At 60.3% G+C, this 16,235-nt stretch carries 15 protein-coding genes; 8 read left to right on the forward strand and 7 right to left on the reverse strand.

Translation table 11 applies throughout. The annotated features are described in order from the left end of the window. The first annotated feature begins 126 nt into the window (after positions 1 to 126). The 6 genes from pstB (at position 127) to LRL22_RS01490 (ending at position 6,433) form a co-directional block, all read left to right on the forward strand. Positions 127 to 945 (forward strand): phosphate ABC transporter ATP-binding protein PstB, encoded by an 819-nt coding sequence (pstB, locus tag LRL22_RS01465; protein WP_005334102.1) that lies wholly within the window; start codon positions 127 to 129, stop codon positions 943 to 945. An 85-nt stretch (positions 946 to 1,030) separates the two neighbouring features. Further along, positions 1,031 to 1,741 (forward strand): phosphate signaling complex protein PhoU, encoded by a 711-nt coding sequence (gene phoU / locus LRL22_RS01470; protein WP_005334097.1) that lies wholly within the window; start codon positions 1,031 to 1,033, stop codon positions 1,739 to 1,741. Positions 1,742 to 1,931: 190 nt separating this feature from the next. Next, positions 1,932 to 3,251: a hemolysin family protein gene (locus LRL22_RS01475; RefSeq protein WP_270904540.1), complete on the forward strand. Its 1,320-nt coding sequence runs from the start codon at positions 1,932 to 1,934 to the stop codon at positions 3,249 to 3,251. 19 nt (positions 3,252 to 3,270) lie between these two features. Continuing rightward, positions 3,271 to 3,813, forward strand: coding sequence for a hypothetical protein (locus LRL22_RS01480; protein ID WP_236768606.1), 543 nt, complete (start codon positions 3,271 to 3,273; stop codon positions 3,811 to 3,813). A 292-nt stretch (positions 3,814 to 4,105) separates the two neighbouring features. Then, on the forward strand, positions 4,106 to 5,008 hold the full coding sequence (locus LRL22_RS01485) for a homocysteine S-methyltransferase family protein (protein WP_270904541.1): 903 nt from the start codon (positions 4,106 to 4,108) through the stop codon (positions 5,006 to 5,008). Positions 5,009 to 5,017: 9 nt separating this feature from the next. Then, entirely contained in the window at positions 5,018 to 6,433 is a 1,416-nt protein-coding gene (locus LRL22_RS01490) for a basic amino acid/polyamine antiporter (protein WP_270904542.1), read from the forward strand. A 111-nt stretch (positions 6,434 to 6,544) separates the two neighbouring features. On the opposite strand, the gene LRL22_RS01495 is transcribed toward LRL22_RS01490, so the two are convergent. Beyond that, a complete protein-coding gene (locus LRL22_RS01495) occupies positions 6,545 to 7,384 on the reverse strand; it encodes a sterol desaturase family protein (protein WP_270904543.1) in 840 nt (279 codons plus the stop codon). Positions 7,385 to 7,551: 167 nt separating this feature from the next. Here LRL22_RS01495 and LRL22_RS01500 point away from each other — a divergent pair, with 167 nt between their 5' ends. Beyond that, positions 7,552 to 8,343: a substrate-binding periplasmic protein gene (locus tag LRL22_RS01500; protein ID WP_005334089.1), complete on the forward strand. Its 792-nt coding sequence runs from the start codon at positions 7,552 to 7,554 to the stop codon at positions 8,341 to 8,343. Between the two features lie 107 nt (positions 8,344 to 8,450). On the opposite strand, the gene LRL22_RS01505 is transcribed toward LRL22_RS01500, so the two are convergent. From LRL22_RS01505 to LRL22_RS01515, 3 genes are all read right to left on the reverse strand, one after another. Further along, on the reverse strand, positions 8,451 to 9,194 hold the full coding sequence (locus tag LRL22_RS01505; RefSeq protein ID WP_158113263.1) for an amino acid ABC transporter ATP-binding protein: 744 nt from the start codon (positions 9,192 to 9,194) through the stop codon (positions 8,451 to 8,453). Then, positions 9,178 to 10,137 carry an amino acid ABC transporter permease gene (locus LRL22_RS01510; protein ID WP_041235028.1) on the reverse strand — a complete coding sequence of 320 codons (960 nt, stop codon included), beginning with the start codon at positions 10,135 to 10,137 and terminating at the stop codon, positions 9,178 to 9,180. The genes LRL22_RS01505 and LRL22_RS01510 overlap by 17 nt, the downstream gene beginning before the upstream one ends. Positions 10,138 to 10,236: 99 nt before the next feature. Continuing rightward, complete coding sequence (locus LRL22_RS01515; protein ID WP_005334079.1) at positions 10,237 to 11,037, reverse strand: transporter substrate-binding domain-containing protein; 801 nt, start codon at positions 11,035 to 11,037, stop codon at positions 10,237 to 10,239. 513 nt (positions 11,038 to 11,550) lie between these two features. Between LRL22_RS01515 and LRL22_RS01520 the strand changes: the two genes are divergently transcribed. Then, positions 11,551 to 12,687 (forward strand): GGDEF domain-containing protein, encoded by a 1,137-nt coding sequence (locus LRL22_RS01520; RefSeq protein ID WP_101529763.1) that lies wholly within the window; start codon positions 11,551 to 11,553, stop codon positions 12,685 to 12,687. 18 nt (positions 12,688 to 12,705) lie between these two features. On the opposite strand, the gene LRL22_RS01525 is transcribed toward LRL22_RS01520, so the two are convergent. The 3 genes from LRL22_RS01525 to uhpA are packed head-to-tail and all read right to left on the reverse strand — an operon-like array spanning position 12,706 to position 16,169. Beyond that, entirely contained in the window at positions 12,706 to 14,040 is a 1,335-nt protein-coding gene (locus LRL22_RS01525; protein WP_270904544.1) for an MFS transporter, read from the reverse strand. Between the two features lie 21 nt (positions 14,041 to 14,061). Continuing rightward, positions 14,062 to 15,582 carry a signal transduction histidine-protein kinase/phosphatase UhpB gene (uhpB, locus tag LRL22_RS01530; RefSeq protein ID WP_270904545.1) on the reverse strand — a complete coding sequence of 507 codons (1,521 nt, stop codon included), beginning with the start codon at positions 15,580 to 15,582 and terminating at the stop codon, positions 14,062 to 14,064. Further along, complete coding sequence (gene uhpA, locus LRL22_RS01535; protein ID WP_005334071.1) at positions 15,579 to 16,169, reverse strand: transcriptional regulator UhpA; 591 nt, start codon at positions 16,167 to 16,169, stop codon at positions 15,579 to 15,581. Before uhpA ends, uhpB begins: the two co-directional genes overlap by 4 nt. Positions 16,170 to 16,235: the final 66 nt, after the last annotated feature.

The following is a 16,235-nucleotide window of genomic DNA, read 5'->3' on the forward strand; positions in this document are numbered from 1 at the left end:
CCGCTTGAGTGATACAAGAGTGAGATAACAGAGGGGCGGCCGAGCGCGAGCCGCCATCTCTCTGCACCAATACGTGAGGGGCGCCGGCAGCAGTCCGGCCACTCCAGATAGATTTTGAGGTAACAGATGATCAACGTAACGACCACGTCTACCCAGCACACCGCGCTGGACCTGCTCAACCTGACCCCGGAGCAGACCGCGCTGGAGGTGAAGGATCTCAACCTGTACTACGGCAGCAAGCAGGCGCTGTTCAACGTCAACATGAAGATCCCCAAAGGGCAGGTGACCGCCTTTATCGGCCCGTCAGGCTGTGGCAAATCGACCCTGCTGCGCTGCATCAACCGGATGAACGATCTGGTGGAGATCTGCCGCATCGAGGGGGAAATCCAACTGCACGGCCACAACATCTATGACAAGAGCGTTGATGTTTCTGCCCTGCGCCGTCAGGTGGGCATGGTGTTCCAGCGCCCGAACCCGTTTCCCAAGTCCATCTACGAGAACGTGGTCTATGGTCTGCGCCTGCAGGGGATCAACGATCGTCGCACTCTGGATGAAGCGGCCGAGCGCTCCCTGCGCGGTGCGGCCCTGTGGGACGAGGTGAAGGATCGTCTACATGACAACGCCTTCGGTCTCTCCGGTGGTCAGCAGCAGCGTCTGGTGATCGCCCGTGCCATCGCCATCGAGCCGGAAGTGTTGCTGCTCGATGAACCGACCTCGGCGCTCGACCCCATCTCCACCCTCACCATCGAGGAGCTGATCAACGAGCTCAAGAGCCAGTTCACCGTGGTGATCGTGACCCACAACATGCAACAGGCTGCGCGAGTGTCGGATCAGACCGCCTTTATGTATATGGGCGAGCTTATCGAGTACTCGGATACCAACACCATTTTCACCACCCCAGCCAAGAAAAAGACCGAAGATTACATTACCGGTCGTTACGGCTAAGGAGAGGAGAGGATGAATCTCAGCAAACAGATTGGCAGTCGGTTCAACGGCTAAGGCATAATCGGAGCAATCAAGGATTATTTGTATGGACAATATGAACCTCAATAAACACATCTCCGGTCAGTTCAATGCCGAGCTAGAGAGCGTGCGCAACCAGGTGCTGGTGATGGGCGGTCTGGTGGAGCAGCAGCTCACCGACGCCATTGCGGCGATCCACGATCAGGATCTCGATGCGGCGCGTAAAATCGTGGCCAACGACCACAAGGTCAACGCGATGGAAGTGGCGATCGATGAGGAGTGCACCCGCATCATCGCCAAGCGTCAGCCGACAGCCTCCGACCTGCGACTGGTGATGGCCATCATCAAGACCATCACCGATCTGGAGCGCATTGGCGACGTGGCCGACAAGATCGCACGCATGCTGACCGACAACGCCAACAAGCCGCAGCCGCCGCTGGTGTCGCTGGAGAACATGGGCCGTCGTACCATCAAGATGCTGCACGATGTGCTCGACGCCTTCGCCCGCATGGATCTGGATGCGGCGCTGGCTGTCTATAAGGAAGATGACAAGGTAGACCGCGAGTACGAGTCCATCATCCGCGAGCTGATGACCTACATGATGGAAGATCCCCGCACTATCCCCCAGGTGCTCAACGTCCTGTGGGCGGCGCGAGCCATCGAGCGGGTCGGCGATCGCTGCCAGCACATCTGCGAGTACATCGTCTACTACGTGAAAGGCAAGGATGTGCGCCACACCAAGGCGGACGATCTGGGCACCCTGCTGGGCAAGGGCTAACCGGAAGTGAATAAAAAGGCGCGTGAAGCGCCTTTTTTGTTGCATAACTGGTCGGAGTAAGATAAAGCCCCCAACTGGCTGTTTTCTGATAGAATACTCCCCCTGTGTGAGTCCCGGATGGGCTCACGGTCCGGTCTCCCGGGCCCAGTTTGCCGTCTTGTGCTAAGGCGGGTGTAGCAATAGGTTAATCATGAGTTTTGCCGATAGTTTGTTCTTTTTAATGCTGCTGGTTGGCGGCAGTGTGTTCTTCTCCCTCTCCGAGATCTCTCTCGCCGCGTCTCGCAAAATCAAATTGCAGGTGATGGCGGATGAAGGTAATCGCCAGGCCGAAAAGGTGCTGGCCCTGCAGGCCCAACCGGGCAACTTTTTCACCGTGGTGCAGATTGGCCTCAATACCGTCGCCATTCTGGGCGGTATCCTGGGTGAGTCTGCCCTCAACCCCGCCATCAAGGGGATTGTCTCCCAGTTCTACCAAGGGCCCTGGCTTGGCGAGATCAGCTCCGGTGCCTCCTTCGTGTTCGTCACCGGCATGTTTATCCTGATCGCCGATCTGATGCCCAAGCGTCTGGCTATGACCATGCCCGAGCAGATTGCAGTGGTGGTGGTGCGCCCCATGCTCTTCTTCGTCACCGTGCTGATGCCGCTGGTGTGGATCTTCAACGGATTGGCCAACTCCCTGTTCCGTCTGATGCGCGTCTCCACGGTGCGTAACGACGAGATCACCTCCGACGATATCTATGCGGTGATGGATGCCGGTGCCGAGGCGGGGGTTATCCAGCGCGAGGAGCATCAGCTCATCGAGAACGTGTTCGAGTTGCAGTCCCTTGGTGTCACCTCTGCCATGACGGCCCGCGAGAGCCTCATCTACTTCACCCTGCAAGAGAGTGAAGAGAGCATCAAGGCGAAGATCGCCGAACATCCCCACAACAAGTTTCTGGTCTGTGACCACAACCTCGACAGCATCAAGGGCTTTGTCGATGCCAAAGAGCTGCTGATCCGCGTTATCGGCGGGCAGAGCATCGACCTGATCGGTGGCAACCTGGTGCAGAACGTCATCATCATCCCCGATACCCTGAACCTCTATGAGGCGATGGAGTACTTCAAGAATCATCGTGGCGACTTTGCAGTGGTGATGAACGAGTACGCGCTGGTGGTGGGGATTGTCACCATGAATGACCTGATGAGTACCGTCATGGGCGAGTGGGCCACCCACGTGGTGGAAGAGCAGATCGTCCAGCGCGACGAGAACTCCTGGCTGGTGGACGGGGTGACCCCCATCTCCGACGTGATGCGCGCCTTCGATATCGAAGAGTTCCCCGAGAACCAGAACTACGAGACCATCGCCGGCTTTATCATGTATATGCTGCGCAAGATCCCCAAGCGCACTGACTCGGTCAAATACGCCGGTTACAAGTTCGAAGTGGTCGATATCGACAGTTACAAGATTGATCAGCTGCTGGTTACCCGGGTCGAACCGGCTGTGGCCGAGAAGCCAGCTCAGGAATCGTAAAAGGAGCGACATAAGAGTCATGAAGATGCATTCTCATTCCCGTGCGCTGGCCTGTGTCGCGCTCGCCCTGGCACTGGGTGCCTGTAGTCAGAGTGCGCCGCGCAAAGCCACAGTGGCAGCCAAGCCGGTTGCCCCCAAGCCTGCCGTGGTCGTGCCGCAACCGGATCCCGATGCGGTGGTACAAAGCGGCATGGCAGAGCCGAGCCCGGTCTTTGACGAGCAGTACCATGGCCCGGATCAGGGGTCGCTGGAGTCGGTGACCGCCCTGTTTGCCCGTGGTTATATCGAGTCCGCCATGCGCGAGACCATGCTGGCGGCGGTGCACAATGACTATCCGCTGCTCGGCATGCGGGATGTGCGGTTGACCGATCCGGTCTCCAAATTCCTCACCTCCGAGCATGCTGCCACCACGGCCCATGATTACCTCTATGCCGGCGTGCAGCGTCGCCTCGGTCGTCCGCTCAGCCCTGCCCAGTGGGAGCAGATCTGGCGCGGTCTGCCGCAGCAGGGTCGGGTCTCCGACTGGGTCAAGCAGATCAAGCGAGTGCTGGCCGGGCGTTAAGTCGCCAGCGGATCAAGATAGTGATGAGGCCACCTTCGGGTGGCCTCTTGCATTTCTGCGTTTGCCTCGCCGTTTGCACGCTGATTTCTGCTGATACTGATTGCCGCCCGTGGCACTTTGTTTTATCTTGCTTTGGCCGTCTAGGTATCTATATGTTTTTATGGCTACATAATAAAAGGGCTTCCCAGGATGAAGCAGGACGATCTGCAGCGATTCATGCGAAACCACAGATCAGCAAAACAAACAGATAAATACGCAAATAAACAACGCATAAAACAAAGAGACACGACAGATGGAAACCAGGGAATTGTGGGTGCTGGATGGGGGTATGGGGCGCGAGCTGGCACGGCGGGGAGCTCCGTTTCGTCAGCCGGAGTGGTCGGCGCTGGCCTTGATGGAGGCGCCAGAGACGGTGCGCGACGTGCATCAGGCCTATGTGGCGAGCGGAGCCAGGGTCATCACCACCAACAGCTATGCGCTGGTGCCGTTTCATATCGGCGATGAGCGTTTCTTTGCCGAAGGGGAGGGGCTGGCAGCGCTGGCTGGTCAGCTGGCCCGTGAGGTGGCTGACGCGCAGAAGGGCGCCGTGCAGGTGGCGGGCTCTCTGCCGCCGCTCTTTGGCTCCTACCGTGCCGACCTGTTCAAGGCGGACCGGGTGAGCGAGCTGGCGACACCGCTTATCCGGGCGTTATCCCCTTATGTGGATATCTGGTTGGCCGAGACCATGAGCCTGATTGCCGAGCCACTGGCCCTGAAAGCGCTGTTGCCTGACGATGGCAAGCCGTTATGGGTCTCCTTCACGCTGGAAGATGAGGCGCCGGGCAACGAGCCGCGACTGCGCTCCGGCGAGCGGGTGGCCGATGCGGTAACCTCGCTGGTGGCGGCTGGAATCGATGCCATCCTGTTCAACTGCTGTCAGCCCGAGGTGATCGAGGGGGCCCTCGAGGTTGCTCGCGCCCGATTGCAGGCGCTGGGTCGCAGCGACATTCGGCTCGGTGCCTATGCCAACGCCTTCCCGCCGCAACCCAAGGAGGCCACCGCCAACGACGGGCTGGACGAGATCCGTGCCGATCTGGGGCCGCTGGATTATCTCGGCTGGGCCGAGCGCTGGCGCGCGGCCGGCGCGAGCCTCATTGGCGGCTGCTGCGGCATCGGCCCCGAGCATATTCAGGCGCTGAGCCGCCGGTTGCGCTAAGGAGCTTCCATGAAAGAGAACAAGATTGGGCTCTGGTCTCTCACCGCGCTGGTGTTCAGCTCCATGGTGGGGGCGGGGATCTTCAGCCTGCCCCAGAATATGGCCGAGGTGGCTGGCGCCCGCGCCGTGCTGATCGGCTGGGGCGTGACGGGTGTGGGCATCCTGGCGCTCGCCATGAGTTTTCTCTATCTGTCGCGACTCAGGCCGGATCTCGATGGCGGTATCTACAGCTACGCCCGCGCCGGTTTTGGCGATCTGGTGGGCTTCTTCTCCGCCTGGGGTTATTGGCTCTGTGCCACCATCGGCGTGGTGGGCTATCTGGTGATCGCCTTTGCCGCGCTGGGCAGCTTTGTCGACACCCCCGAGCAGATCTGGTTTGGTGAGGGCAACACCCTGGCGGCGTTTGTCGGCGAGTCTTGCATCCTCTGGGCTGTGCACCTGCTGGTGGCCCGCGGCGTGCAGCAGGCGGCGCTATTCAATCTGGTGGCGACCCTGGCCAAGAGCCTGCCGCTGCTGCTGTTTATTCTGTTTGCCTGCTACTGGTTCGATCCGGTCACCTTCGCGGCGGATCAGCAGGGCAGTAGCCTGGCGGTGCCGGTTTCCGAGCAGGTGCGCAACACCATGCTGATCACCCTCTGGGTCTTCACCGGCATCGAGGGGGCTGCAGTGCTGTCGGCCCGCGCCAGAAAACGGCGGGATGTGGGCACGGCCACCGTACTGGGGGTCGTGTTGGCACTGCTGCTCTATGTGCTTATCTCGGTGCTGGCGCTCGGAATATTGAGCCGACCCGAGCTGGCGGCGCTGCCCAACCCCTCCATGGCAGGGCTGATGGCCCAGATGACCGGCTCATGGGGCAAGCTGCTCATCAGCGTCGGCCTTATCGTCTCGGTGCTTGCCTCCTACGTGAGCTGGACCCTCTTCTCGGCCGAGGTACCGTTCAGCGCAGCCCGCCACGGTGCGTTTCCCGCCATCTTCCGGCGCCAGAACCGCAACGGGACGCCTATCGCATCGCTCTGGCTCACCAGCCTGACGGTGCAGACTTGCCTGCTGCTGGTGTGGCTGCTCGGCAAGGGCTACACCAGCCTGCTGCTTATCTCCACCTCGATGATCCTGGTGCCTTACCTGCTGATCGGCCTGTTCTTGCTCAAGCTTTCGTTCAGCAAGAAGGGGGAGAGCGGGCAGGGCCGCGGTCTGATGCGGGCGGTGGCGCTGGTGTCGAGCGGTTACGGCTTCTGGCTGCTCTATGCTGCCGGGGTGGAGTATCTGCTGCTCTCCTTGCTGCTCTACGGGCCGGGTCTGCTGCTGTTTCTCTACAGCCGCCGTCAGCTGGGCACAGATCTTTGCCTGAGCGGTCGCGAACGGCTGTTGGCCGGAGTGACCTTGCTGAGCCTGATCCCCGCCGTCTGGTCGTTCGCCCATCTCTGATATCGAAGATATGACTGACCATAAAAGAAAGCGCCACAGTGGCGCTCTCTTGTTATCAGGGACTGGTTATCAGGGGCTTGCTATCCGGGAGTTGCTATTCGGGGCGAAGGTTCAGCGACTGGCGGGGCCGGCCGGTTTGCCAAATAGCACGGCGAGTTTTTGTCGCCAGGGCAGGCCACGGGCGTCACGCAGCATGTCGCGCCACTCATGGAAGGTGAGGGTGAGGGGGTTGAAGCTGTGGATCGGCTTGGTGATGCCGAAGCGGCATGGCTCGGCCGGGTCTTCCTCGACAAAGGTGCCAAACAGCCGATCCCAGATGATCAGCACCCCGGCAAAGTTGCGGTCTATGTACTTGGCGTTGCTGGCGTGGTGCACCCTGTGGTGGGAGGGGGTGTTGAAGATCCACTCCAGCCAGCCGAGTTTGCCCACCACCTGGGTGTGGACGAAGAACTGGAAACCGAGGCTCAGCAGCACGGTGGCGACCACCGCCTCGGGCGGGAAGCCGATGACAATCATCGGGATCCAGAACAACCACATGCCGGAGATGGGATACATCAGGCTCTGGCGAAAGGCGGTGGAGAGGTTGAGCCGCTCCGAGCTGTGGTGCACCACGTGGGAGGCCCACAGCCAGCGAACATGGTGGCTGGTGAAGTGGAACAGCCAGTAACAGAGGTCCTGCAACAGGAACAGCAGTAGCACACTCCAGAGATTCAGCTCGATATCGAACAGTCGCCAGCCCCAGAGGGTGTCATACAGATAAGCAATGGCGATGGCCGCCAGCGCATCGCCCCCTTGGTGCATCAGGGCCAGTGCGGCGTTGGCGAACAGATCCCGCCACTGGTAGGTGGCGGTGGGAAAGGCAGCGCCATGTTTGCGCAGGTAGAGCATCTCCCAGCCGATAAAGGCCAGAAAAACCGGGGAGAGGTAGAGCAGAAGCAGTTGCACATTCATATGCGGCCATCCATTCAGAGCAATTGCTCTCCAGCATAAAGGATGGTTTTAATATTTCATTAACATTTTCTGCCGACGAAGAGATGGCATGAAATATGGCGCGGCAGCAGAGGAAGGCGCAGCGGATGGCTATGCTTGATGCAGGCTTTTTCAGGAGGTGCTGGCTTATGCGCGTCTGGTGTTGCTTGTTGCTGGGGTTGTGCATGATGGCGCACGCCAAGACCCGGGTCGAGATCCTGGCGGATGCCGCCTATCCCCCCTACTCCTGGCAGGAGGGGGAGGAGGTCAGGGGGATCTATGCCGACATTATCCGCGAGGTGACCTCTGCCATGCCTGACTATGAGGTGGTGCTCAAGCCCATGCCGTGGCGGCGCGGTCTGAGCATGGTGGAGCAGGGGACTGCCTTCGCCATTTTTCCACCCTACTACATGCCCGACACCCGCCCTTATATGTGGCCCTACTCCCAGCCGATGCTGGATGAAGAGCTGGTGGTGATGTGCGGCGCCAGTGTGGCGGCCAATACCCCGCAGGCCAGGTTTCCGCTCGACTATCATGGTTTACGCTTTGGCATGAACGCCGGTTTTGCCGTCGGCGGCGATGCCTTTTGGCAGGCAGTAAAAGAGAAGCAGATCGACGTGGAGGAGGTGAAAAGCAATCGGGAGAACCTGCTCAAGATTGTCCGCGGCCGGGTCGATTGCACCATCAATGATCGCCTCTCCCTGCTCTATGAGTTACTCAACATGATAAAGGCCGATCAGCTGGCAGTGGCCGATATGTCCCTGCTCAAACAGGGGCCGGTACTCAGCAAGGAGCAGGGGTTTCTCGGCTATAGCCGCAAGGGGGAGTACCCCTACAAACAGGCCTTTATCGACCAGTTTGACAAGGAGCTCTATCAGCTCAAAAAACGTGACGGAGTGAAAGTGATCGTGGAGCGCTATCTGGGAAAGTCCCCGCGCTGAGCCGATGAGAGGGGCACTCGGGTTCAGCTGGGTTAAGCCTGCTCAGCGTGACGCACAAGAAGAGGGACCTTGCGGTCCCTCTTCGTTTATCCAGCAGAGCGTGTTGGCTACAGTACCTGACTCAGGAACTGGCGCAGGCGTGGGGAGGGGGGATTGTCGAAGAAATCGGCCGGTTTTTCATCCACCAGCAGTTCGCCACTCTCCATAAAAAGCACCCGATCCGCTACCTCACGGGCAAAGCCCATCTCGTGGGTCACCACCACCATGGTCATCCCCTCACGAGCCAGCCCCTTCATCACATCCAGCACTTCCCCCACCATCTCGGGGTCGAGCGCACTGGTGGGCTCGTCAAACAGCATGATGCGTGGCTGCATGGCGAGCGCCCGGGCGATGGCCACCCGCTGTTGCTGACCGCCGGAGAGTTGGGAGGGATAGCTGGCCGCTTTCACCGACAGCCCCACTTTCAGCAGCAGCGCCTTGGCTCTGTCTTCGGCCTCACGGCGCGACAGGCCACGCACCTTCTGAGGGGCGAGGCAGATATTATCCAGCACCGTCAGGTGGGGAAAGAGGTTGAAGGACTGGAACACCATACCTACCTCTTCCCGCAGCTTGTTGACATCGCCCGGCTCGGTCAGGCAGATGCCGTCGACCACGATATTGCCGTCGTTGATGGTCTCCAGCTGGTTGAGGGTGCGCAGGAAGGTGGATTTGCCCGAGCCGCTGGGGCCGACGATCACCACCACTTCCCCTTCGGCCACCTCGGTGCTGACATTTTTCAGGGCGTGCACTTCGCTACCGTAGAACTTCTCTACGCCGGTCGCTTTGATGATGGGATCAGTTGCTTTTCGCATATTTCACCTCGAGACGGCGTACCAGGAAGGAGAGGGTGCCGGTCAGCACCAGATAGAGCAGGGCGACGGTAAACCACACCTCGAAGGGACTGAAGGTGGAGCTCACCACCTCGCGACCCGCCTTGGTCAGGTCGGTGATGGAGATGACCGAGACCAGCGAGGAGTCCTTGATCAGGTTGATGAATTGGCCTGCCAGCGGTGGCAGTACCCGCTTGAACGCCTGCGGCAGAATGACATAGCGCATGGTCTGGGCGGAGGTCATACCCAGGCTGCGGCCAGCCTCCATCTGCCCCTTGTGGATGGAGCTGATACCGGCGCGGACGATCTCCGCCACATAGGCCCCGGTAAAGACGGCCAGCGCGGCGACCCCGGCGGTGAAGCGGTCGAGGTTCAGCACGGTGCCGATAAAGAAGTAGACGATGAAGATCTGCACCAGCAGCGGCGTGCCGCGGATAAGCTCAACGTAGGTGACCGCCAGATTGCGCAGGGCCGGATTGGGGGAGAGACGCGCCAGCCCGGCCAGGGTGCCGAGCAGGATGGCGAAGATGCCTGCTACCAGCGAGAGCTTGACGGTGACCCAGACGCCCCATGCGATGGGGCCTGCGGTCCAGCTTAGTTGGGTGTCGAGGGTATCGCCACGAAAAACGGTATCCCCTTCGGCGACTTGTACGCCGGTGCTGGCGATGGCTTGCCGCACATTGGGGTCGAGATCGTCTTGCAGGAACAGCTTGCCCTTCTCGGCCTCGCTGGTGCCCGCCATCACGGTGCCGTCAAATTCGGCGACATTCTTCTGCTCCGCCTGATAGGCGATGTATTGGGGAATGCGTTCCCAGCGCCAGGTGTAATCCACTGACTGGACAGCCTTGTAGATGCCGAATACGGCAACCAGCAGCATCAGCAGGAAAACCCCATGCCAGAGCAGCTGATTGGGCTGTTTTTCCATCTGTCTTGTCGGTTTGGGTGTGTGCACAGTCACAACCTCTTCTCGTTATTGTGTGGGGAGCTGCGTGGTGCAGGGGCGGCATGTGCCGCCCCCCGGAGGTTATTTGAGCTGATTCAGCCAGGCGTTGGATTCGAACCACTTCTTGTAGAGACGGTCGTAGCTGCCATCGCCCTTGATCTGGCGCAGGTAGTTGTTGAACCAGTTGAGGGTGTCCTGATCCCCTTTGCGGATGGCCCAGGCCAGCGGCTCGAAGGTGAACGGCTTGTCGAGGTGTACTACGGCGCCCTGATTCTGGGAGGCAAAAATAGCGTTGTAGGGCAGGTCATAGACGAACGCATCGACCTTGCCGTTGATCACTTCCAGCTTGGCGTCATCCTGGGTTTCAAACTGCAGCAGGGTAGCTTTGGGGATCAGGCGCTTGACTGCCTGCTCGCCGGTGGTACCGAGCTTGACCGCGATCTTGTATTTCGGGTCGTTGAGGTCGGTGAAGGATTTGATTTCGCCCGCCTTCTCTTTGCGCAGGACTATGGTCTGGCCGACCACGATGTAGGGATCGGCGAAGTTGACCCGCAGGTTGCGCTGGGGAGTGACGGTCATGCCGCCCATGATGACGTCGAACTTGTTGGTCAGCAGCGCCGGAATGATGCCATCCCAGGCGGTGTTGACGAACTCGACCTTCACGCCCATCTCTTTGGCGACCATCTTGGCGAGATCCACATCAAAGCCGATGTATTGGCCCTGCTTGTTGGTCATCTCGAAGGGTTGATAGCCTGCATCGAAGCCGACTCGCAGCACGCCGCGTTCGAGTACGGCATCCAGGGTGGAGGTGGGGGCAGGGGTCGGGGCCGCCGTGGCGATCCCGCAAAACAGCAGGGTAGAAAGAATCAGTTTTTTGATCATAAGTGACGTCTCTGTCGGTGGTGTGTTCGGCCTTGAACCTGATCCCGTGCGACTCCGTGGCACAAGAGACTGCTGCATCCGGCAACAGGCAAGACAGGATGAATGTCTTGAGCGGGACAAAAGCCCCATATGAGATGCTATGAATAGTGGTTGAGTGAAAAATGTACCAAAAACAGATTGTGTCAGAAGACTCAACAGGTTAGAGACATTTATTGCTCATGGCTTCATTCATAAAATCACACGAAAACAACATATCTATCTAATGGGGTGGGTTCAAGCCCAAATTATCCCCAAGACATTTTGTTACATAGAGAGGGGCTCGTATGTGGCTCTATTCTGGTTGGGCTTATCTTTCTTGCATATCTCAAACCTGCTATAGCGGAATGGTGTGAATTATCTGGTGGTGTGAAAAACAGACGAACAATATGTTTTTATTGTGAAAACAGTCAGGGTCTCTGGGTCTTGGCAAACGGTTCTCATATACTCACTTACCTCCCTCTGCCTGGTTTTGATATGGATGTCTCGTTGTTGCTGAAGCTGGATGTATTTACCCTGATGGTGATGGCATTGGGGGGATATAGCCTCGGGTTTATCACGCTCTCCATTATCTGGTCGACCCACCGGGAGATCCCGGGCATCGGGTTATGGTGGTGGTCCAGTCTCTGTGCGCTGGTGGCCCAGATACTTTTCTCGTTACAGGCATTTTTCCCCAGCTCCTCCGGCATCTGGCTGGCCAATACCCTGATCACGCTCTGCATTGTGTTGATGCCGCCGGCGCTGCAGCGCTTTTTCGGACAGCCCCCGAACTGGCGTGCCGGGGGGCTCTTCATGCTGGTCTATCTGCTGCTTCTGAGCTGGTGCATTGTGGAGGGGGGGATGGCGTCCCGGGTGTTGCTGGCTTGCCTGAGTTACATGATGCTGGGTGCGGTGATCGTCTATCTGGTCTGGCGCCACGGTTACCCCCACTATCTGCCGGCGGTGATGGTCTTTACCCTGGTCAACGTGCTGCTCTACGCCTTCTACCTGATGCGGCTCTGGTTCCTCTGGCAGGACAACGTACAGATGCTGATGGATAAGAGCGGGGTCAATGTGCTGCCCTTCCTCTCCATGTTGATGGGGAGCTATCTTTCCACCTTCGGGGTGCTGCTGCTCTGTACCCAGTATCGTGCGCTGGCGCTGCGCCAGCAGGCTAGCCATGACCCTCTTACCGGTCTGCTCAACCGGCGTGGCTTTATGGAGCAGCTGAAGCAGCAAAAGTGGGGTGACAGTGGCGCGCTGGCCGTGCTCGACATCGATGATTTCAAGCAGATCAATGACCAGCATGGCCATGAGGTGGGTGATCGGGTGCTGGCCGAGCTCGGTGCCTATCTGGGTAGTCAGCCCGATCTGGTGTGCAGTCGTTTCGGTGGCGAGGAGTTTGTGCTGCTCTTCTCGCAGCCCGGCGTGCTGGCCCTGCAGCGCTGCGAGGGATTGCTGGAGGAGGTCGCGAACCGCAACATGGGCGGCCTCTCCATCACGGTCAGCATGGGACTCTCCCACTGGCAAGGGGAGTGGCACTTTGACCCTCTGTTCACTCAGGCCGACCATGCGCTCTACAGCGCCAAGCGGCAAGGCAAGAACCGGGTCTGTCAGGCTGGTCGGGAGGTGTAACTCCCGTTCAGTCCGGTATTACGTTATCTCGGCAGGCTGGGGGCGCGGTGCCTGCGCCTTGAGGAAGGGGAGCAGCAGCAGGGCCGAGACGCCCGCTGCCACAGAGATCACCACGAAGAAGCCGTTCCAGTGCCAGATCTCCATCACCTTGGCCAGCGGATAGCCCGACAGCGCCGCCCCCATGTAGGCAAACAGGCCGACAAAGCCGGTGGCCGCCCCCGCCGCGTTTTTGTGGGAGCACTCCGCCGCCGCCATGCCGATCAGCATCTGGGGGCCAAACACGAAGAAACCGATGGTAAAGAAGCAGGCCGCCTGCATCACATAGCTGAAGAAGGGCATCAGCCACAGTGAGCCCACCGCCAGCAATATTCCCACCGCAAAGATCAGGTTCATCGGGCCACGGTTGCCATTGAACAGCTTGTCCGATCCCCAGCCCGCCACCAGCGCACCGATAAAGCCCCCCACCTCGAACATGGAGATGGCCGAGTTGGCGCTCATCAGATTGAAGCCGCGCTGCTCGGTCATGTAGAGATTGCCCCAGTCATTGATGGCGGTGCGCACCACATAGACCAGCACGTAACAGCAGGCGAGCAGCCAGATATAGGGGTTGCCCAGCACATATTTGCGCAGGATCTGGCGGTGGGAGAGCCCCGCATCCTGGGTCTGCTGGGCCAGCTCCATGGCATCCTTGCGCCACTCGCCCACTGTTGGCAATCCCATGGCGCTCGGGGTATCCCGCAGTCGCCAGCAGAGGAACAATCCCGCAAGGATGGCGATAAGGCCGGGCACTATCATGCCGTAGCGCCAGCCATGCTGCAGGGCGATGGTGCTGACGATGAGAGGGATGAGTGCGCCGCCGACGTTGTGGGCGGTGTTCCAGGCCGACCACCAGACCCCGCGCTCGGTGCGCGAATACCAGCTGGTGAGCAGCTTGGAGCAGGGGGGCCAGCCCCAGCCCTGGAAGAAGGCGTTGGCGACCCAGAGGGCGGCAAACATCCAGAGTGCCGACGAGAGGCCGAACAGTATGTTGATAACGCCGGTGGCCATCAGTCCGACACCCATAAAGTAGCGCGGGTTGGCGCGGTCACTGATGATGCCGGAGAAGAACTTGGAGCAGCCGTAGGTGATGTAGAACAGAGTCCACAGCATGCCGATATCGGACTTGTCCAGCATGCCGCTCGCCAGCATGTCCGGCATGGCGAAGTTGAAACTCTTGCGAGTGAAGTAGAAGACCGCGTAGCCCAGATACATGGTCAGCAGCAGGTGCAGCCGCCAGTGGCGATAGGTGGCATCGATCTCGGCCTGATCCCGGATAAGGGGCCGGGGCGGCGCGCTTCTCATAAAACTGAGCACAGGCAGGCCCTCTGGTGGTGATTAGCCATGACTCTCCTCCCGTCTGCGGCTGGGCAGGTTGACCGTCAGCTGGGTGCCGTGGATGCAGGAGAGTTGCAGACTGCCCCCGAGCGCCTGTACCCGTTCGCGAATGCCGAGCAGGCCATAGCCCTGTTGCGGGCGGCTTTCCGGCAAACCGCGGCCATCATCTTCCAGCACCAGTTGCAACAGCTCGCCGCTGGTTCGGGCGCGAATGGTGACCGAGTGGGCGTTGGCATGTTTGACCACGTTGTTGAGCCCCTCCTGACAGACCCGAAACAGGGTGACCCGCTGGGCATCGGAGAGATCGCCATCCGCCAGCTGCCACTCCAGCCGGGTGACGATGCCGTGACGCTCCAACTCCAGTTCTCTGAGTAGCGCCCGTACCGCCTGTTCCAGCGTCATGTCGTCGAGCTGGCGCGGGCGCAGCCGCCCGAGCAGGCCGCGCACCGCGTCATAGATCCCGAGCGACAGTGTGTCGATCAGGGCGCTGCTCTGGCCCACCCCGGCATTATCGGGGGCGAGGCGGCGCACGATCCCGGCCTGGGTACGAATGGCTGTGATGGTCTGGCCGATGTCGTCGTGCAGCTCGCGCGCCACCTCCTTGCGGATGCTCTCCTCGGTCTCCAGCAGCCGCTCGGTGAGCTGGCGATTGTGGGCGAGCTGGCGGGTCAGCGCCTGATTAAGTTCGCGCTGGCGCTGGATCCCGGCGCCGAGCAGCAGGCCAGTGAGACTCTGGGCCAGCAATGAGAGCAGCAGATCGAGAGGGTGATCGTGCCAGGCCTGACTGGCCAGCAGGGCGATGGTGTTCATCAGGGTGGCGAGCAGCGCCCCTTGCCAGCCGTAGCGCCACGCCATGGCGATGATGGGGATGGCGAGACAAAACGGGGTGAAGCGTACCAGCGAGTTGGGCAATCCCAGTTGCAGCCAGAGGCTCAATACGAACAGCAACAGATACCAGACCAGATGGCGAAAGCGCCACTCCACCGGTTGATCCACCAGCGCAGGCCCCAGCGGCACCCAGGTGGCGCGGGTGAGGTAGTGCCAGATCAGCATGCAGGTGGAGGTCAGCGTCAGCCCGCCGGTGAGGCTGAGCAGCAGGGCCGAAAGGCCATCTTCCCCCGCCAGATGCCAGAGCAGGGCTTGCAGCAGCGCCGCTGCCGTGACGGTGGCGAGCAGCAGCAACAGTTGTTGCCAGTCGTTGCGTACCTGCTGGCGACGGGCAATCAGTAGCGGTATCAGGGTCAGCAGACTGCCCGCGACCAGCCAAAGCCAGTGGGGCAGCCCTACCTCCAGATTGAGCCAGTAGAGCAGTAGCCCTTCGCACAATAACAGCGGCGGCCAGTAGTGGCCCGGGCTTTGCAGCAGCAAGCCGAGGCGCAGGCCGAAGGGGAACAGCAACACCGCCAGCGCCGGGCCGCCCGCCAGATGCAGGCTGATGCTCCAGAGGCAAAACCAGCCGGCGGCAAAGATGAAGCAGGCCGCCAGCGCGATGGCGACATAGCTGGCAAAACGGGAGATCACCAGCTATCCAGCATGCGGTGGGCCAGCTCGACGTTGTTGCTGACCTTGAGCTTGTCCATCAGGTTGGCGCGATGGACGTGGACGGTTTTGGGGGAGAGGCCGAGCTGCTCGGCGATGGCCTTCACCTCCAGCCCCTGTGCCAGCAACTGGGCAATCTCCCGCTCCCGATTGGTGAGGGGATCCCGGCTGCTGCTGGCCAGCTTCTGGGCGATGTCCGGCGTCAGATAACACCCCCCCTGGGCGGCGGTGCGTACGGCGGCGATCAGCTCGTCCGGACTGCAGCGTTTGGAGAGAAACCCCTTGGCGCCGGTTTGCAAGGCCTGCTCGATGAGGGCCGGGCTGTCGTGCACCGAGAGCATCACTACAGCCAAGCCGGAGGGGAGCTGCTTGAGCAGATCCAGTCCCGACTGGTCGGGCATCGAGATGTCACAGACACAGACCCGCGCCCCGCTGCCGGGCAGACCGGCAAGGGCGTCGCTGGCGGAGCCGAATTCGGCGACCACCTGCAGATCGGGCTCCAGATTGAGCAGTTGGGCAAAACCGGATCGGACGATCTGGTGATCGTCGATGAGGGCAATTTTTATCATGATGTCAGCCTGAAATTCGGTGCGTCATGACCATGACGCGGCCAACAAGATACCTGCCCCCCGAGT

The sequence above is a fragment of the Aeromonas sp. PI_26 genome (assembly GCF_027854445.1).
Taxonomy (GTDB): Bacteria; Pseudomonadota; Gammaproteobacteria; order Enterobacterales; family Aeromonadaceae; genus Aeromonas; species Aeromonas veronii.

Bases quoted from the DNA above. Each gene is read 5' to 3' on its own strand.
- LRL22_RS01500 (WP_005334089.1), top strand. From the start codon at position 7,552: ATGCGCGTCTGGTGTTGCTTGTTGCTGGGGTTGTGCATGATGGCGCAC.
- uhpA (WP_005334071.1), bottom strand. From the start codon at position 16,169: ATGATAAAAATTGCCCTCATCGACGATCACCAGATCGTCCGATCCGGT.
- pstB (WP_005334102.1), top strand. From the start codon at position 127: ATGATCAACGTAACGACCACGTCTACCCAGCACACCGCGCTGGACCTG.
- LRL22_RS01520 (WP_101529763.1), top strand. From the start codon at position 11,551: ATGGATGTCTCGTTGTTGCTGAAGCTGGATGTATTTACCCTGATGGTG.
- LRL22_RS01490 (WP_270904542.1), top strand. From the start codon at position 5,018: ATGAAAGAGAACAAGATTGGGCTCTGGTCTCTCACCGCGCTGGTGTTC.
- LRL22_RS01475 (WP_270904540.1), top strand. From the start codon at position 1,932: ATGAGTTTTGCCGATAGTTTGTTCTTTTTAATGCTGCTGGTTGGCGGC.
- LRL22_RS01495 (WP_270904543.1), bottom strand. From the start codon at position 7,384: ATGAATGTGCAACTGCTTCTGCTCTACCTCTCCCCGGTTTTTCTGGCC.
- LRL22_RS01485 (WP_270904541.1), top strand. From the start codon at position 4,106: ATGGAAACCAGGGAATTGTGGGTGCTGGATGGGGGTATGGGGCGCGAG.
- LRL22_RS01480 (WP_236768606.1), top strand. From the start codon at position 3,271: ATGAAGATGCATTCTCATTCCCGTGCGCTGGCCTGTGTCGCGCTCGCC.
- LRL22_RS01505 (WP_158113263.1), bottom strand. From the start codon at position 9,194: ATGCGAAAAGCAACTGATCCCATCATCAAAGCGACCGGCGTAGAGAAG.
- LRL22_RS01510 (WP_041235028.1), bottom strand. From the start codon at position 10,137: ATGGAAAAACAGCCCAATCAGCTGCTCTGGCATGGGGTTTTCCTGCTG.
- phoU (WP_005334097.1), top strand. From the start codon at position 1,031: ATGGACAATATGAACCTCAATAAACACATCTCCGGTCAGTTCAATGCC.
- LRL22_RS01515 (WP_005334079.1), bottom strand. From the start codon at position 11,037: ATGATCAAAAAACTGATTCTTTCTACCCTGCTGTTTTGCGGGATCGCC.